The sequence below is a fragment of the Solibacillus sp. NPDC093137 genome (genome assembly GCF_050280445.1).
GTDB lineage: Bacteria > Bacillota > Bacilli > Bacillales_A > Planococcaceae > Solibacillus > Solibacillus isronensis_B.
Genome location: NZ_JBNNVH010000001.1, coordinates 749937 through 766622, shown reverse-complemented (window position 1 = coordinate 766622; position 16686 = coordinate 749937). Strand labels below are relative to the sequence as shown.

Annotated in this window: 16 protein-coding genes; 5 read left to right on the top strand and 11 right to left on the bottom strand. The window is 39.0% G+C overall.

The genetic code is table 11. The annotated features are described in order from the left end of the window. Positions 1 to 372 precede the first annotated feature (372 nt). The 6 genes from ACQKN3_RS03955 to ACQKN3_RS03930 form a co-directional block, all read right to left on the bottom strand. Positions 373 to 2022 carry a catalase gene (locus ACQKN3_RS03955; protein WP_427709553.1) on the bottom strand — a complete coding sequence of 550 codons (1650 nt, stop codon included), beginning with the start codon at positions 2020 to 2022 and terminating at the stop codon, positions 373 to 375. A gap of 380 nt (positions 2023 to 2402) precedes the next feature. Then, positions 2403 to 2708: a cAMP-binding protein gene (locus tag ACQKN3_RS03950; RefSeq protein ID WP_427709551.1), complete on the bottom strand. Its 306-nt coding sequence runs from the start codon at positions 2706 to 2708 to the stop codon at positions 2403 to 2405. A 122-nt stretch (positions 2709 to 2830) separates the two neighbouring features. Beyond that, on the bottom strand, positions 2831 to 3463 hold the full coding sequence (locus tag ACQKN3_RS03945; protein ID WP_427709549.1) for a histidine phosphatase family protein: 633 nt from the start codon (positions 3461 to 3463) through the stop codon (positions 2831 to 2833). Between the two features lie 284 nt (positions 3464 to 3747). Then, a complete protein-coding gene (locus ACQKN3_RS03940) occupies positions 3748 to 4764 on the bottom strand; it encodes an LLM class flavin-dependent oxidoreductase (RefSeq protein WP_427709547.1) in 1017 nt (338 codons plus the stop codon). A 6-nt stretch (positions 4765 to 4770) separates the two neighbouring features. After that, the gene (locus tag ACQKN3_RS03935) at positions 4771 to 5055 is read right to left on the bottom strand and encodes a DUF3219 family protein (RefSeq protein WP_427709545.1); all 285 of its coding nucleotides are present in this window, start codon (positions 5053 to 5055) and stop codon (positions 4771 to 4773) included. Positions 5056 to 5094: 39 nt separating this feature from the next. Further along, the gene (locus tag ACQKN3_RS03930; RefSeq protein ID WP_251687487.1) at positions 5095 to 5250 is read right to left on the bottom strand and encodes a hypothetical protein; all 156 of its coding nucleotides are present in this window, start codon (positions 5248 to 5250) and stop codon (positions 5095 to 5097) included. 193 nt (positions 5251 to 5443) lie between these two features. Here ACQKN3_RS03930 and ACQKN3_RS03925 point away from each other — a divergent pair, with 193 nt between their 5' ends. The 3 genes from ACQKN3_RS03925 to ACQKN3_RS03915 all read left to right on the top strand — a co-directional run bounded on the left by ACQKN3_RS03925 (position 5444) and on the right by ACQKN3_RS03915 (position 9504). Continuing rightward, entirely contained in the window at positions 5444 to 6697 is a 1254-nt protein-coding gene (locus ACQKN3_RS03925; protein WP_427709543.1) for a flavin-dependent oxidoreductase, read from the top strand. Between the two features lie 94 nt (positions 6698 to 6791). Beyond that, on the top strand, positions 6792 to 8165 hold the full coding sequence (locus ACQKN3_RS03920; RefSeq protein WP_427709541.1) for an MFS transporter: 1374 nt from the start codon (positions 6792 to 6794) through the stop codon (positions 8163 to 8165). Between the two features lie 148 nt (positions 8166 to 8313). Beyond that, positions 8314 to 9504 (top strand): cupin domain-containing protein, encoded by a 1191-nt coding sequence (locus tag ACQKN3_RS03915; RefSeq protein WP_427709539.1) that lies wholly within the window; start codon positions 8314 to 8316, stop codon positions 9502 to 9504. A gap of 55 nt (positions 9505 to 9559) precedes the next feature. Here the strand turns inward: ACQKN3_RS03915 and ACQKN3_RS03910 are convergent, their stop codons facing one another. The 4 genes from ACQKN3_RS03910 to ACQKN3_RS03895 form a co-directional block, all read right to left on the bottom strand. Continuing rightward, complete coding sequence (locus ACQKN3_RS03910; protein ID WP_427709537.1) at positions 9560 to 9934, bottom strand: hypothetical protein; 375 nt, start codon at positions 9932 to 9934, stop codon at positions 9560 to 9562. A 485-nt stretch (positions 9935 to 10419) separates the two neighbouring features. Further along, complete coding sequence (locus ACQKN3_RS03905; protein WP_427709535.1) at positions 10420 to 12330, bottom strand: PTS fructose transporter subunit IIABC; 1911 nt, start codon at positions 12328 to 12330, stop codon at positions 10420 to 10422. 12 nt (positions 12331 to 12342) lie between these two features. Further along, positions 12343 to 13245, bottom strand: coding sequence for a 1-phosphofructokinase (gene pfkB / locus ACQKN3_RS03900; protein WP_427709533.1), 903 nt, complete (start codon positions 13243 to 13245; stop codon positions 12343 to 12345). Beyond that, a complete protein-coding gene (locus tag ACQKN3_RS03895) occupies positions 13242 to 13997 on the bottom strand; it encodes a DeoR/GlpR family DNA-binding transcription regulator (protein ID WP_427709531.1) in 756 nt (251 codons plus the stop codon). Before ACQKN3_RS03895 ends, pfkB begins: the two co-directional genes overlap by 4 nt. 169 nt (positions 13998 to 14166) lie before the next feature. On the opposite strand from ACQKN3_RS03895, the gene ACQKN3_RS03890 reads away from it, so the two are divergent. Then, positions 14167 to 14430, top strand: a complete 264-nt coding sequence (locus ACQKN3_RS03890) for an HPr family phosphocarrier protein (protein ID WP_251687480.1) — start codon at positions 14167 to 14169, stop codon at positions 14428 to 14430. After that, complete coding sequence (gene ptsP, locus ACQKN3_RS03885) at positions 14430 to 16115, top strand: phosphoenolpyruvate--protein phosphotransferase (RefSeq protein WP_427709529.1); 1686 nt, start codon at positions 14430 to 14432, stop codon at positions 16113 to 16115. Before ACQKN3_RS03890 ends, ptsP begins: the two co-directional genes overlap by 1 nt. 163 nt (positions 16116 to 16278) lie before the next feature. Here ptsP and ACQKN3_RS03880 read toward each other — a convergent pair whose 3' ends face one another. After that, entirely contained in the window at positions 16279 to 16650 is a 372-nt protein-coding gene (locus ACQKN3_RS03880; protein ID WP_427709527.1) for a hypothetical protein, read from the bottom strand. Between the last annotated feature and the right edge of the window lie 36 nt (positions 16651 to 16686).

Genomic DNA, 16686 nt, shown 5'->3' with positions numbered 1-16686 from the left:
TGCTATAATACAAATTTTACTTATTCTTAATATCAAACTTATTGGTGTATTGTTATTTCTAAAGATAAATAAAGCGCCAGAAATTTATATTACATTGACCACACCTAAACAAAAATAAAAAAGACAGAGCATAAAAAGCCATTTTACTCGGTTTCTCTGCGAATAGTTTGGAATTTGAATACAGCCATGATTTCTGCAATAATTGCAACTACAACACCGCTGCCAGTCGCAGTTAAGATAAAAGACTTAAGCCCGGTTGGTTACCAAACTTAAGTCTTTTAATTTTACATGATTGCATTTTTTAACTTTTAGTCAAATCAAGGAATAGTTTATAACTATTCCTTTTGAATGTATAGGTGTTCTTTTAAATCATTAATACGGGTCTGCTTCATGGCTTTTCTTCACTGCATCTTTTGTTGCCTCATTCGCAGCGATCGTACCCTGACCATATTTAGAAATCCCTGACTCTCTGCCCGGTAATTTACCTTCCTGAGCCATCTTTTCAATTTCTTTCATTTTCTTTTCAGTCGCTTCCTTCACACGGCGGCCGTAATCTTCATCAGCCTGTGTAAAGTGATTAAACATCGCTTCCTGAATACGCTTGTCACAGATTGCCAAAGCATCCGATAAGTTATTTATAAGCTCATCACGTTCCCAGTCTTCAAAACTGCGGTACGTTTCACCTGCTTGGCCATAGTTATTCGGGCGATCAATAGGCTCACTCATTAATGCCGCATTATAAGACGGTTGATGTGGTGGATATGCTTTATCCCCTGCATCACGGTAGCCCCCAATCATTGACGGTTCATAATTGATATGTGGGCTTTCGCCGGATTCTTTCGGATCACGAGTATCCATCTGACCACGCTGCTGATTTGTACGAACCGGTACCTTTGGTGCGTTGACTGGCAATTTCAAATAGTTTGAGCCTACACGGTAACGCTGTGTATCTGAGTAAGAGAATGTACGTCCCTGCAGCATTTTATCATCCGAAAAGTCCATACCGTCTACTAGAACACCAGTACCGAATGCAGCCTGCTCGATTTCTGCATGAAAGTCTTCCGGATTACGATTAAGTACCATTCGACCTACAGGCAGCCAAGGAAACTTATCTTCTGGCCAAAGTTTTGTATCATCAAGTGGATCAAAATCCAATTCTGGATGATAGTCGTCCTCCATAATCTGAACGAACAGCTCCCATTCTGGATACTCACCACGTTCAATTGCTTCATACAAGTCCTGAGTAGCGTGTCCTACGTTTGTAGCCTGGATGGAGTTTGCCTCTTCTTGTGTCAAATTACGGATGCCCTGTTTTGGTTCCCAGTGATACTTCACAAGTACAGCTTTCCCTTCTTCATTAACCCATTTATATGTGTTAACCCCTGAACCCTGCATATGGCGGTATGTCGCTGGAATCCCCCAAGGTGAAAATAGGAACGTAATCATATGCGTCGCTTCCGGTGAACGTGAAACAAAATCAAACATACGCTGTGGATTCGGTACGTTGGAAGCCGGATCTGCTTTAAAAGCATGAATCATATCAGGGAACTTCATCGCATCACGAATAAAGAAAATCTTTAAATTGTTACCTACAAGATCCCAGTTACCATCTTCCGTATACATTTTCACTGCAAAGCCGCGCGGGTCTCGTGCAGTCTCAGGCGAATCCTTTGCACCTGCCACGGTAGAAAAACGCACCATAAGTGGCGTTTGTTTACCGGCACCAGAAAAGAGTTTGGCGCGGGTATATTTTTCTACAGGCTCATCTCCCACCTTACCGTAAGTTTCAAAATAACCGAAAGCACCTGAACCACGTGCATGTACTACACGTTCAGGAACTTCTTCACGGTCAAAGTGTGAAATTTTTTCGATGAAGTGGTAATTTTCTAAAGTTGCTGGTCCACGGTTACCCACCGTACGGATATTCTGGTTGTCCCTTACAGGATGGCCTTGACGTGTTGTTAGAATTTCACGTTCCCCATCTTCTTTTTTTGCAACATGTTTGTCTTTGTTCTCTGCCATAATATAACCTCCTAAAAATACTTCACTTATAAACATTAATAAAAAATACTACAACACTATGCTTTATACCCGATTTCCTCAGTATATATTCAAAGAAATGAAAATTATCCAGAGTATAACCTGTACTGTTAATTCATGGGGCACTTTAAAACAGGCTATTGAAGTATTAGGAGGGTTGAAATAGAAGCTAAAAATTTAGAGTTTTTATGATAAACAGTACAGTGAGGGGTTTAGCAGTAAGGGATTCGTGCATGTTAATGATTTTAAAAATAAAGAAATCCCTTAAAACAAAAGCATAAGCTCTTAATTTAAGGGATTATAAAGTTTTGTTACGCTAAAGGAAGAATTGCCTTAAGTCACTATTCATTTACTTACAATAATTACCTTGGCCCATTTCGATCTAAAATGGCGGATGTGTTATCTTCATGTAGGTTGTTCAAAGTTGTTGTTGTACTATCCCTTGCATATACATCTTCTTTTCCTAAAGGGATATCTGTAGTTTGAACTTCTGACGCCTGTGCTAATAATGCTTCGCTATCGTTTTGCGACATACCAAATGCTTCACTTATTAGTTCAGCTCCAGTTTTACCTAATGCTTCGCTATCGTTTTGCGACTTGCCAAATGCTTCACTTATTAGTTCAGCTCCAGTTTTACCATGACTCGCCTTCGAAACGTTATTCCCCATATTCCCACCTCCTATATATAGAATGTGTGATGGTTCATTATATATGTAAAATATATAGGAGGTTTCATTTGCCAATCATTATAAAGTATACTTAAAAACCGAAAATTTCAAAAAGTTTAAAATTATTCTGATTCATTTTTAAAATGAGAGATATCACCAATCACCTTAAAATTAAACTGTTCCCCATCCCATTTAAAAATTGTAAGACTTGTTCCATGTATAAAAGGAGGGTCCCACATTTTATCAGTTGAAATGTCCATAGTAAATGACAAGATGGCCTTTATGACTACTGCATGTGTAACAATTAATATATTTCCGTCACTGTTGCTGGAAATAACTTTACTTAAAGCCTCTTCAACTCTCCTTTTAAAAGTAATTAGTCCTTCTCCGTTGTGAGGTTTGTGATTATACATGTGAGGTATATGCCAAAAATTATGATATTCATTTTTATAATTGTCTACAGCTTCAATTTCATCTTTAGTTTTGCCTTCCCAATCGCCAAAATTCATCTCTTTTAAATTTTCGATAGTATAAATAGGAACATCCTTATCTGATTTTATGTAATTGGCAGTTTGAAGAGCTCTCTCCAGTGGGCTTGTATATATTGCGGAAAAATCAATATTTCTTAAACGATCTCCTAACATAATAGCATGTTCAATTCCCTTGTCTGTAAGCTGTGAATTTTTTGAACCCTGTAAACGATTTTCTATATTCCATTGAGTCTCCCCATGACGAGTAAGGTAGATATTTAGCATATGTGTCTCCTTTAATTAATACTTCCATTGACTTTTTATATAAGCATACCCCACACCTTAAATAGATGGTATAACTTAATAGCTGGACTAGCAGCAAAATTTTGTAACCGAAAGAAAACAGTATGTGAAAATTATTTATTACACTAAAATCAAGCAAGGCACTCTACGAAATTATATCGTTGGGTACCTTGATTTTCAGCTTTAAGAGACCGTTCATTACTAATTTTCACTTATGATGGCTATAATTAGTTTTCAGGGGATTCAACCTCCTAGCCTAAATAGGGCTATTTTAAGCGTTTCTCATCTGAAAAAACTTCTTTCGCAATTAATTCATAGGATTGGATTCGATCTTCAGGTAAATATGTGATTGTATTGATCATCACTTCATCTGCTTCGTATCTTGTTTTCAACTCATATAATTTCTGCTTCACTTCCTGAGGATTACCAATAATTATTTTTTGTCTAACTTTTTCCAATGTTTCTTTATCTTTTTCAGTGAGTTTATATTGCTGAGCATCACTTAAAGAAGGAAACCCTTGTTGGCTTTCTCCTTTTTCCATTTTTAAAGACCAAATGAGAAAGCTTGCTGCAACTACTTCGGCTTTTTCCGTTGTCTCTGCACAAATAACGTTAACAGTTAGGATGACTTGTGGTTTTTGTCCTTCTTTTCTTGGTTTAAAGCGATTAATATATTCCTTGATAATAGCAGCTCCATCTTCATCGCTCATAAAATAACCGAAAGTATACGGCACACCATTTTCCGCTGCGAGTATAGCACTTTTCTTTCCAGTCCCAAGGAGCCAAGGGATTGGCGGATTTTCAGGTATAGGAGAAGCCGATAACTTTGAATATTCGCTATCAGTTGGAAAATCATCATCTAAAAAATGAAGGAGGTCTCTCAGTAACGAAGGAAAGTTCCCGACATTTTTTATAAAGTTACCGGACAAAGCAGTCATCGCTTCAGCGGATCCACCTGGCGCTCGTCCAATTCCTAAATCAATACGATTTGGAAAAAGTGTCGCTAACGTATTAAAGATTTCAGCAACTTTAAACGGTCGATAATGAGGCAATAAAACAGCGCCAGATCCTATCCGAATTCGATTCGTGTTTGCCCCTATGTAGCCTAACATCACTTCAGGTGCAGGGCATGCCAGTCCAGATAAATCATGATGTTCGGCAATCCAGTATCTTGTATATCCCAGTGCTTCCCCTGCCTGCGCTAATTTCATTGACCAATTTAACGCATCCTGAGGAGTTTGATTTGAAGGGATTGGTGATTGATCCAATATGCTTAATCTCATGATATTTCAGTCCTTTTCTTCCACTAACGTCAATTTATACTGTCCTACCTGATCTTTTTCATACAAATTTGTAATAGAAGTGGAATAGTTATAAATCGCCCCTCTGAACATTATCTCTTTTTCAGGAATCTTAACGTCAAATGTTCCTTTGTAAAGTAACATTGCGATGTCATGATATTCTTCACTTGTCACGTCAAAAATGACTGAGACTTTATAGAGCTCATTTACTTTTTCTTCTTCATAGCTATTTAATTGAATTACTCTTTCATCTAACATTATTTTACTGACCAAAAAATCACCCCTTATTAAAATATCTATATAACGTATAATCTATTCGTTGCAAAAATCTACAAATTTTTTAGCCTGTATTAAGGACATTCCTGTTTGTTCTCTCACAAACTTCACTGCTTTAACTTCACCGACTGACTTTATTTTCTCTTTTACTAAGGCAATCAGTTCCTCGTTATAGATTTTAGTATAGTCCATTTTTTTCGCTCCCTTATGTATTTTTAGAGTTACTAATTCCATTATACTTAAAAATTTAACATAAATATCTTTTAATTCCGACAATATTCTCTATCGTGACTAGCTACCAAATCAAACATATGCAATAATGTAGAAATAGTAAAAATAATTAGAAAAAATAGATTATTCTATTTTCCTTGATGGAGGGATTGTTTTGTCAACAATTAAAACAGCGATGATTGTCGGTGGGGGTATTGGTGGACTCGTTACAGCACTTAAACTTCACCGTACAGGCATATCTGTAAAAGTATTTGAAAGTGTAGAAACAATTAAAGCACTGGGAGTCGGCATTAATCTGTTACCCCATTCGGTTCGCGTGCTAACAGACTTAGGTTTAGCAGAGGAACTAGAACAGACAGGCTTACCGACAGCCGAGTTAATGTATGTGAACAAATTTGGGCAAAAAATTTGGCAAGAAGACCGCGGCATCAACGCTGGTTACAAATGGCCACAATATTCGATTCACCGTGGACGCTTACAAATGCTCCTGTTAAAGACCGTAAAGGATCAATTAGGTGAAGAAGCCGTTTTAACAGGTCACCATTTAACATCTTTTGAAAATGAGAAGGATGGCGTCGCTGCTCATTTTGAAAATAAAAAAACAGGTGAATCACTAGGTACATATCGTGCAGATATTATGATTGCAGCAGATGGCATTCATTCCGTTGTACGAAAATTCTTCTATCCTAACGAAGGACTGCCAAAATATAGCGGACGTATCTTATGGCGTGGGATTACAGAAGCAACACCTTATTTAACAGGTCGTTCAATGATTATGGCTGGTTATCAGGACCAAAAATTTGTTGCCTACCCCATTTGTCCAGATACAGCTGCTCAAGGAAGTTCTTTAGTCAATTGGATTGCGGAATTAAATGTCGAGACAATGCCTGATCGCGCAGATTGGAACAAAGAAATTGATAAAGAAAAATTTGCGCCTGCCTTTAAAAACTGGGACTTTGGCTGGCTGAATGTACCAAAAATTATTGAAGAAGCAGAAGCTGTTTATGAATTCCCGATGGTTGACCGTGATCCACTGCCACAATGGACATTTGGACGTATCACCTTACTGGGCGATGCGGCACATCCAATGTATCCAATCGGTTCAAATGGTGCATCTCAAGCCATTTTAGATGCGGATGCCCTTGGACAAGTGATTGCGGAACAACAAGATCAAGATGCGGTGACAACATTAAAAGCATATGAAGCACTGCGACGAGAAGCAACAGCGAATATTGTTTTAACGAATCGCCAAAACGGTCCAGAAGTGGTGATGCAGATTGTAGAAGACCGTGCACCAAACGGCTTTGCTAACTTAGATGATATAATTTCAGACACAGAACTTGAAGAAATTGCAGTTCGCTATAAGAAGATTGCTGGTTTTGACCGCGAAACATTAAATGCCAAATAGAAGAACTAAATTTTTTTGCGCGTCACACTTTAGTGCACAAACGCGTTGAAGCGTTTGTGCACTAAAGTACTTTCTAAAAAAGAGGTGTTAATCAATGAGTGCTTTACATATAAACGAAGTGATTGATAGGAGTCGCTTTAGCGCCTTCCATCTCTCCATTATCTTTTGGTGCTTTTTTATTATTCTTATGGATGGATACGATGTAGTCATCTATGGATCGGTTATCCCATCTTTAATAGAAGAATGGGGGATTTCAACTGTTACTGCGGGGGCCATTGGGAGTTATTCAGCCGCTGGGACAGCAGTAGGAGCAATTATTTTTGGACTTTTAGCCGATAAAATCGGCAGAAAAAAAGTAATTATCATTTGTACTGTAATGTTTAGTCTCTTCACAGCAATATCTCCTTTTGCAGGAGGTCCTGTCCTATTTGCCATCCTTCGCGTTATTGCGGGTCTTGGACTAGGAGGCGTTATGCCGAACGTCATTGCGCTATCTACGGAGTATGCTCCTAAAAAAATTAGAGGGGCCATTGTTTCATTTATTTTCTGTGGCTATTCGATCGGGGCGATTGCAGCAGCTTTATTCAGTAAGTCTCTATTACCGACAGTGGGCTGGAAACCAATTTTCTGGATTGCCGCTCTTCCACTTTTAGCATTGCCATTTCTAGCAAAACAGCTTCCAGAATCGGCAAACTTCCTTTTAGCGAAAGGAAAAGAAGCAGAAGTAAAGAAAATCCTTGGGAAACTCAACCCTGAAATGTCATTTTCTCAAGACGTAGTACTAGCAAAACCAGCAGCAAAAGCACCAGGCTCTCCACTTGTGAAGCTTTTTGAAAATAAATTAGCACTTAGTACGGTCATGTTTTGGATATCTTGTTTTTCTTGTTTCGTCCTTATCTACGCGATGAACGTATGGCTGCCAAAACTAATGGTTGAAGCTGGCTATAGTTTAAGTAATAGTCTTTTGTTTGTTGTTGCTTTAAATATGGGAGCTATTGTAGGTACGATGGCGTTTGGGCGTTTAACGGATAAATTTGGCTTTAAAAAAGTAATGGTACCACTCTATTTCGGAGGGGCACTTGCACTAGCTGCGGTTGGATTAACAAACAACACAGTACTTGCGTATGTATTAATTGGGATTATTGGCGCAGCATCAATTGGTGTGCAAAATATTAGCAATGCCTTTGTATCACAGTTCTATCGACCAGAAATTCGTTCAACCGGTGTGGGAGCGGCCATGGCATTTGGACGAGTTGGCGGTATTTTCGCACCAACATTTGTAGGAATTCTCTTAACAATGAACCTGTCTGCTCAAATGAACTTTACACTTCTTGGCACAGCCGCTCTTTTAGGAGGAATCGCTATTTTATTTGTTCAGGAAAAACATGCTTTTTATCGCCCAGGTGAGGCTATGGAAGCAGAAAGTTCTTCTCAATCATCAACGGCTGAAATTACCCATTCCGTTTAATTTCAGATAAATTCACATGCACCAATGGCTATCTGATTTTTTCAGATGGCTTTTTGCAGTCTTTTTTCAATGACGGTTTGCAGTTCTAATTTCTCTTATTTCATCGTACACTTGCCATGATGCATATTCTTTAATAGGAGGTAAAGATTTGTCTGAACCATTTGAATTCAAGGTATCTGCAGACAAAATTCCACAACCGATACGTGAAGACGGAGCAGGTGCTACTGATCCTGGGCCACGTGATATTTTACGCGCATTAGAAAACCCAAATATGCTTGTACCGCCGGAAACGGATGCGGGAACGGTGCCAAATCTACGCTTTTCTTTTTCTGATACAAATATGACCTTAAAATTTGGTGGCTGGTCGAGACAAATATCGATGCGTGAGCTGCCGGTGGCTACGACGATCGCTGGTGTTAATATGCGTTTAACTCCCGGCGGCGTAAGAGAGCTACATTGGCATAAAGAGCTAGAATTTTGTTTTATGACTGTAGGTAGAGCAAGAATTACAGCGGTCGATCAAAACGGAAAAAACTTTATTGCCGATGTAGGAGTGGGTGATTTATGGTACTTCCCTCCAGGTATTCCCCATTCCATTCAAGGACTTGAAGAGGGCTGTGAATTTTTATTAATGTTTGATAATGGAATGTTTTCAGATTTAGATACGTTCACAATTTCCGACTGGTTTGCCCATACCCCAAAAGATGTTCTATCTTCTAACTTTGGGGTACCAGAGAGCGCCTTTCGAAATATTCCAAAGCAGGAAAAATACATTTATCAAGGTGAGGTTCCTGGTCCTATTGAGGAAGTGGCAATTCCAGATCCATTCGGCACAAGAAATTTCACACATAGTTTGCTTGGTCAAGAGCCAATTCTTTCACCGGGAGGATCAGTTCGTATTGCAGATTCAACAAATTTCCCAGTGGCACAGGAAATTTCAGTGGCGCTCGTTGAAATTCTACCAGGGGCAATGAGGGAACTACACTGGCATCCAAATAATGATGAATTCCAGTATTTCTTATCTGGTCAAGGTCGTATGACAGCATACGCCGCTAACGGAGTAGCACGGACTTTCGATGTGAGGTCAGGAGATGTAGGCTATATCCCTTTTTGCTATGGACATTATATTCAAAACACAGGCAATGAATCCCTTTGGTATTTAGAAGTATTTAAAAGTCCTAACTATGCGGATATTTCATTAACACAATGGATGGCGCTAGTTCCTAAACAAATCGTAAGCAGCAATTTAAATGTAGGACCAGAATTAATGGACTCGTTACGTAAAGAGAAATGGGCTGTTGTTAAATTCCCTGGGTATACTTATCAAGATTTTGAGTAGTTCATACACAAAGACGGTTTAGAAATATCTCTAAACCGTCTTTTTCTAGTTACATCTATTTTATTTCAATCGCCAAACGCAAATTCGAAATAACTCCAATAAGCAATACTATCGAACAAACCATTTTTTCAAAAGGCGTTCCGAACAATTGTTGTATAAATCCAAAGGACCAAAGTACAACAAAAAACCAACATATAAAGGTTATTCCTCTTTTGTATTTATTTAATTTAATTCTCCCGACAATCAATGTAAAAACTACTCCAATAATAGAAATAACGATATTTATAACAGTTATTGGTAGCTGTTCAGCGAATGATTCAGACCTTCCGCCATTAACCCATGTGAATGGAATAATTTTGCTTAAAATAAGAAGGTGGATTAAAATCGTCAAAGAGTAAAAAATAATCCCCATAAATACAGCAGTTTTCATATTAATTTTCCTGAGTTTTTCTAAAATAAATTCACCTCAATTCTTCCTGCTTTCATTTTATTAATCCAGTAATATACTATGCCTATAAATAATTATTTTATTTTTTAGTAAGACATTAAACGAATCGGTTCATTTAGTGCCTTTTGAGTTAACATAGCGTCAATTTGGAGCGAATCTTATTAATGCTACAACAGATAAAGCAGAAAATATAAAAAAAGAGTAATACAGACCAGCTGTTTACTCTCTAAATGAAGAAATTAATATTATTTTTAAACATTCACAAGCTTCATCTCGAATTTAACTCAATTGCTCATAAGCCTCTTCAAATTCACGGTTAAACATATCTTTAAATTCCAATGATTTGAAAAACGGAACATCCAATCGAGAGTTTACTATGAGTAAAATTACTTTTAATGAACATCAACGCATAGGAAAATTGAAACAAATTCAAATGATTGCTTTGATATTGAAAGTGCCTCCTATTATTAAGCCTTTTTCTTAAGTAATCCAATCGAAACAGCTGCTACTGCTGAACCTATCAAAATTGCTGCTAAGTAAAGTGCTGCTTTCCCAAGACCACCGTCTACAAGACCCATTACGAAAATACCACCATGCGGCGCGCGTAATGCGATGTCAAACATGATTGTTAATGCCCCCGCGATTGCAGAACCAAGTACAAATGAAGGAATCACACGAACAGGGTCTGCTGCCGCAAATGGAATGGCACCCTCGGATATAAAGCATGCTCCAAGAACATAAGCCGTTTTCCCTGCCTCACGCTCTTGCTTCGTGAAACGGTTTTTAAAGAATGTTGTTGCTAAACCTACTGCTAATGGAGGGACCATACCGCCTGCCATTACTGCAGCCATAATGTTATAGTTACCGCTTGCCAGCATCGCAATTCCAAATGTATATGCGGCTTTATTGAGTGGACCACCCATATCAACTGCCATCATCCCGCCTAATAATAAACCGAGAAGAATTGTATTCGTACCACTTAACCCTTCTAGGAAACTAGTAAGCCCCGTGTATAACTTTGTAAGCTGAGGGTTTACTAGCATCATCGCAATACCTGTTAATCCAATACCAAACACCGGCAGAAATAAAACTGGTTTTAATCCTTCAAGCTGTGAAGGTAATTTTTCGAATACCTTTTTAAGACCCAATACAATATAACCTGCTAAGAAACCAGCAAGTAAACCACCTATAAAGCCCGAGTTAGCCCCTGCATCATTTGTCACGGTAATGGCCAACAAACCCCCAACCATACCAGGTGCAAAACCTGGACGATCGGCAATACTCATTGCGATAAATCCGGCTAATACTGGCACCATTAAGAAGAATGCGTTACCGCCACCGATTGTGTTAAGCATTGCTGCTAATTCATTGTACGAAGGGTCGTTCGGATTCGATGAGTTAATGCCCCAAAAGAATGAAAGTGCGATTAAAATACCGCCACCCACAACAAATGGAAGCATGTTCGATACGCCATTCATCAAGTGTTTATAAAATTCGAAACCGCCCTTTCCCTCTGATTGCTCATCTGAAACTTCTCTGCCACCTTCATGCTTATATACCGGCACATCGCCAGAAATTGCACGGTCGATTAATGCATCTACCTCGTAAATGGCTTTACCTACTTTTGTTTGAATGACTTTTTTACCATTAAAACGTGCCATTTCAACTTTTGTGTCGGCTGCTACGATAATTACGTCTGCATCTGCAATTTCTTCTGCTGTTAGACGATTTTTTACACCGCCCGAACCATTTGTTTCCACCTTCATTGCAACATTTTTTTGTGCTGCTGTTGTTTGAAGCTTTTCTGCCGCCATAAATGTATGTGCGATACCTGTCGGGCATGCTGTTACAGCTAAAATACGCTTGCCTATTGTAGTTTCTATTGGCGTCGTTGCTTCTACTGGAGCATCTTCTGCCACCTCGACACCTTCTTTTGCTTCAATTGCTGATAAAATCTCTTCTTTTGTCGAAGCTGTCATCATTTTTTCGTTGAATTGTGGGTCCATTAAAAATGTTGCAAGTTTTGATAACGTTTCTAAATGATCATTATTTGCACCTTCATTTGCCGCAATCATGAAAAACAATTTTGCTGGTTGACCATCTAGGGAATCATAATCAACCCCTGCTAATTGGCGCCCAAATGCAATCGCTGGTGCAGAAACTGCTTCTGACTTTGCATGTGGAATGGCTATGCCTTCCCCAATACCTGTTGAACTCTGTGCTTCTCGCGCTTGTAAATCCGCAACATACACTGCTTTGTCGCTAACTTTGCCGGCATCTACTAGTACTTGTGCTAATTCTTCAATGATTTGATCCTTTGTCGCTGCTTGTATGTTTAATTTAATCGTGCTTGCGGTTAATAAGTTTGTAATTCGCATAAAACTATCCCCCTAAAGTTTTTTAACAATCACCTGTTTTACTAGAGCTAAGACATCCTGCTGCTTGCATAAATCTAGTTGAAAGGCTGTTGCACTCCCCGCTGCAACGCCATGCCTGAACGCCTGCTGCCAGTCCCCCGTTTTACAATACATCGCGATTGTAGCCGCTACGACTGAATCACCCGCACCTACAGTATTTACAACCTTGCCCCTTGGTGCAACTGCATAATACACATCCTCGGCACTAACAAATAAAGCTCCATCGCCCCCAAGTGATACGATGACATGGTGTACACCTAATTCAATGAGCTGCTTCGCATAAGGAATCGCTTCGTCTACCGTTAATAAAGTAGTATTAAAAAGGTCGCCAAGCTCTTCTAAATTTGGCTTCACCAATACAGGTCGATACGGGACGATTTCATGCAACACCTGACCTGCAATATCTGCAACAAGCTGGATACCTTTGCTAGAAAGTATATTGAGTAACGCTGTTAAATCAAAACCAGCTGGTACTGTGCCTGACAGGACAAACCAGTCATTTTCTTCTAATAACTCTACCTTCTTCAATAATTGCGCATACATATCACTTGTAATTATCGGTGAAGGACCATTAAGCTCGGTCTCTACATCCGATTTAATTTTCACATTGATACGCGTAATTTCATTTGTCTCTATGAAATCGGTCCTGATGTTCTGCTCCTGCAAAATTTGCTTTAAGTAAGCACCTGTAAAACCACCAACATAACCGAATGCCGTTACTTCTGTTTGAAGTCTGCTTAATACGCGTGCAACGTTAATACCCTTGCCGCCCGGTAAATAATTCACTTCAGCTGTCCGATTTAATTTCCCTGTTTCGAAATGATCGACATAAGGCGTGTAATCAATCGCTGGTGCAAACGTACAAGTATAAATCATGCGCGCAACACCTCCGTTTTTCTATCGATTTGCTCGTATTCTGCATCTGTTAATCCTGCTGTAATTAAAATTGCTTCATGTAAATCGCCGAATTTCACAAATTGACTAAGTCCAAATTTCGAACGATCGGCAACAACATATGCCTGCTTTGACTGCTTTATCGCAAGTTGCTTTAGTGTCGCTTCCTCTAAGTCTGCTGTTGTATAGCCTTGCACCTCTGAAAAGCCATTAGCCCCAATAAAGGCCCGGTCAAAATAATATTCCTGAAGCTGAGAAATTGCCTTAGATCCAATGATAGCTTGCGTTTTCGCCTTCACCTGACCGCCAATGATAACGGTTTCAATATTTTGTTCGATTAAAAGTGGCACATGCATTAAACCATTAGTCACAACTTTAACCTGTTTATTCGCGATATGAGGTATAAGATGTAATATCGTAGAACCTGCATCTAAATAAATACATTCACCGTAACGAACATGCTGTGCTGCAAGCTGCATAATTTGCTGTTTTTCAGCTAGCGATTCAACAGACTTTTCAAGTAAGCTTTTTTCACCCAGCATCGGGTTTCGCAAAGTAGCTCCCCCGTGAAAACGATCAATGAATTGCTTCTTATCAAGCTCAGTTAAGTCACGACGTATTGATGATTCCGATGAATGAGTAAAATCAACAAGTTGTTGTAAGGTAGCTGTACCATATTGCCGCAAATAAGCTAAAATTTGCTGTTGACGTTCTGTAAAAATAATCGTATTCACCTTCTCACTAAACACCATAAAAATGTAAAATATGGAGTTTTTATTGGTTTTAAGTTGATTTTAAACGAAAAATTCTGTAAAATCAATCACATATCATTCACAAACGTTCAAATTGTTAATGTTATACCAACAAAACAATCAAATTCATTCAAATATGGAGGTTTTTATTATGTCACAAAAAACATTTACAATCAAAAGCAACGAAGGTTTACACGCACGTCCAGCTAGTGCGTTGGTAAAGGTTGCATCCGGTTTCTCTTCTGAAATTTACTTACAATACGGTGAGAAAAACGTGAACTTAAAATCAATTTTAGGCGTTATGTCACTTGGCGTACCAGCAGGCGGAAATATTACAATTACAGCAACTGGTTCTGATGAAGAAGTAGCTCTACAACAATTAGACGCAATTTTAACAGAGCAAGGACTGATTTAATGAAAATCCAAGGAATTGCCGCTGCAAGTGGAATTTCGATTGCAAAAATCGTAAAATTTGAGTCTGTTGCAATACTTGACCAAACAGAAATTGGCACAACTGATCAGGAGTTAGCTAAGCTAACGCAAGCAATAGACGATTCAAAAATCGATTTACAGCAGCTTGAAGCCCAAACAGCTGAACGTTTAGGAGCATCTGAGGCAGAAGTTTTCGGTGCACATTTACTTGTATTACAGGACCCTGAATATATTGGTGCGATTGAAGCACTTATTCAAGAGGGAAGCGGTGCTACACAGGCGATTGAAGCGGTTCAAAATCAATTTATGGCGCTTTTCTTAGCACTTGATGATGAGTATATGAAGGAACGTGCAGCGGATGTAAACGACGTTTCTCAACGATTAATGCGTAAAGTTACAGGTACAAATGAAAGCGTTTCCGATTATATAGAACCCACTATATTAGTGGCCCATGATCTAACACCTTCAGATACAGCAAAATTGAATGCAGAATTCACACGTGGATTTATCACGGAAAAGGGTGGTAAAACTTCGCACTCTGCCATTTTCGCACGCTCATTGCAAATCCCGGCTATCGTCGGTGCTACTGGCATCATGTCTGAAGTGCAAAATGGTGATATCGCGATTATGAATGGTGAGACAGGGGAAATTTTCATTAACCCAACGGCCGAGCAACTTGAACATTATGAGGCGCTTAGCAAAGCACAACTTGAAAAACGCCAAGGTTTACAGGCTTTATTGCACGAAAATACAGTAACGAAAGATGGGCATCATGTCGAACTTGCTGCAAATATTGGGAGCTTAGACGATGCTAAGAAAGCACTTGAGCAAGGTGCAGAAGGCGTTGGCTTATTTCGAACAGAATTTCTGTATTTAGAGCGAGACACTGCGCCTACTGAACAAGAACAGTTCGAAATTTATCGTGATGTTTTAACTGTTATGGGTGAACGCCCAGTCGTGGTACGCACACTTGATATCGGTGGCGACAAAGCGATCCCTTATTTAAATATGCCAAAAGAGGACAATCCATTTTTAGGCTTACGTGCAATTCGTTTATGCTTCGCAAACGAAGAACTATTCCGTACACAGCTTCGAGCATTACTACGTGCGAGTAGCTTTGGTAACTTAAAAATTATGTTTCCGATGATTTCGTCGATCGATGAATTCCGACAAGCTAGGCAGTGGCTGGATGAGGAAAAAGAAGCATTAATTGAACAGGATGTAGAAGTAAGTGACTTCGAAATCGGCATCATGGTTGAAATTCCGAGTGCAGCAATTTTATCACCTGTTTTTGCTAAAGAAGTTGACTTCTTCTCAATCGGCACAAATGACTTAATCCAATACACATTGGCAGCTGATCGAATGAATGAAACCATTTCACATTTATATGAACCATTCCACCCTGCAATTGTCACGCTTGTGAAACTTGTAATTGATAGCGCCCATGCACAGGGGAAATGGGTTGGCATGTGCGGTGAAATGGCCGGAGACTTTGCCGCGATTCCTTTACTTGTAGCACTTGGTCTCGATGAATTTTCAATGAGTGCCCCATCGGTTTTAGCTGCGCGCAAGCAAATTAACAGTTTATCGAAGGATGCGCTACAAGAAAAATTACAGCAAACATTCCAGCAATCTACCGCAGAAGGCATACGCGCTATTTGGCATTAAACAAATCAAACCCATCTCGGTACATTTGTGTACCTGGATGGGTTTTCAATTTCATGAACAATTAGTGTGGTTTTCGAATGAAAATACTGGACCCCTACTCAGGATATTTCGAGCTTATGATTTCTTGACGAATCATATCATTAAGGTTTTTAGCTTGGGGACTTTACTTTCTATCTGCCGGTGTCAGGTACTTCATTCCTAATATACGTTTCATCTCTTCGCTCACCCAGTTGCGTAAAGCAATGTTTCCATAACTTCTTGTTTCATCATATCCCCTAAACAATATAAAATAGTAGGTCATATAATCATCAGATTTTTGCTTTTTAATTTTACATCCTTTCTTATATAAAAAGTCCCTTAACTTTTTAAATTCATGAAAGGTTTCATTTATTTTGGAATCGTACCACTCTTCCAGTACGTCCCTCATTTTTAATTCGGAAATGCAATCTCTATCACGCTCGAGTGTTTTTAAAAATAATTCCAGTACAATGTACCGGTGAATGTCATCGCTAAGTTTCATGAATTCTTTATGCATATAGACCACTCGCTTTACTGATTGATGGATATACCG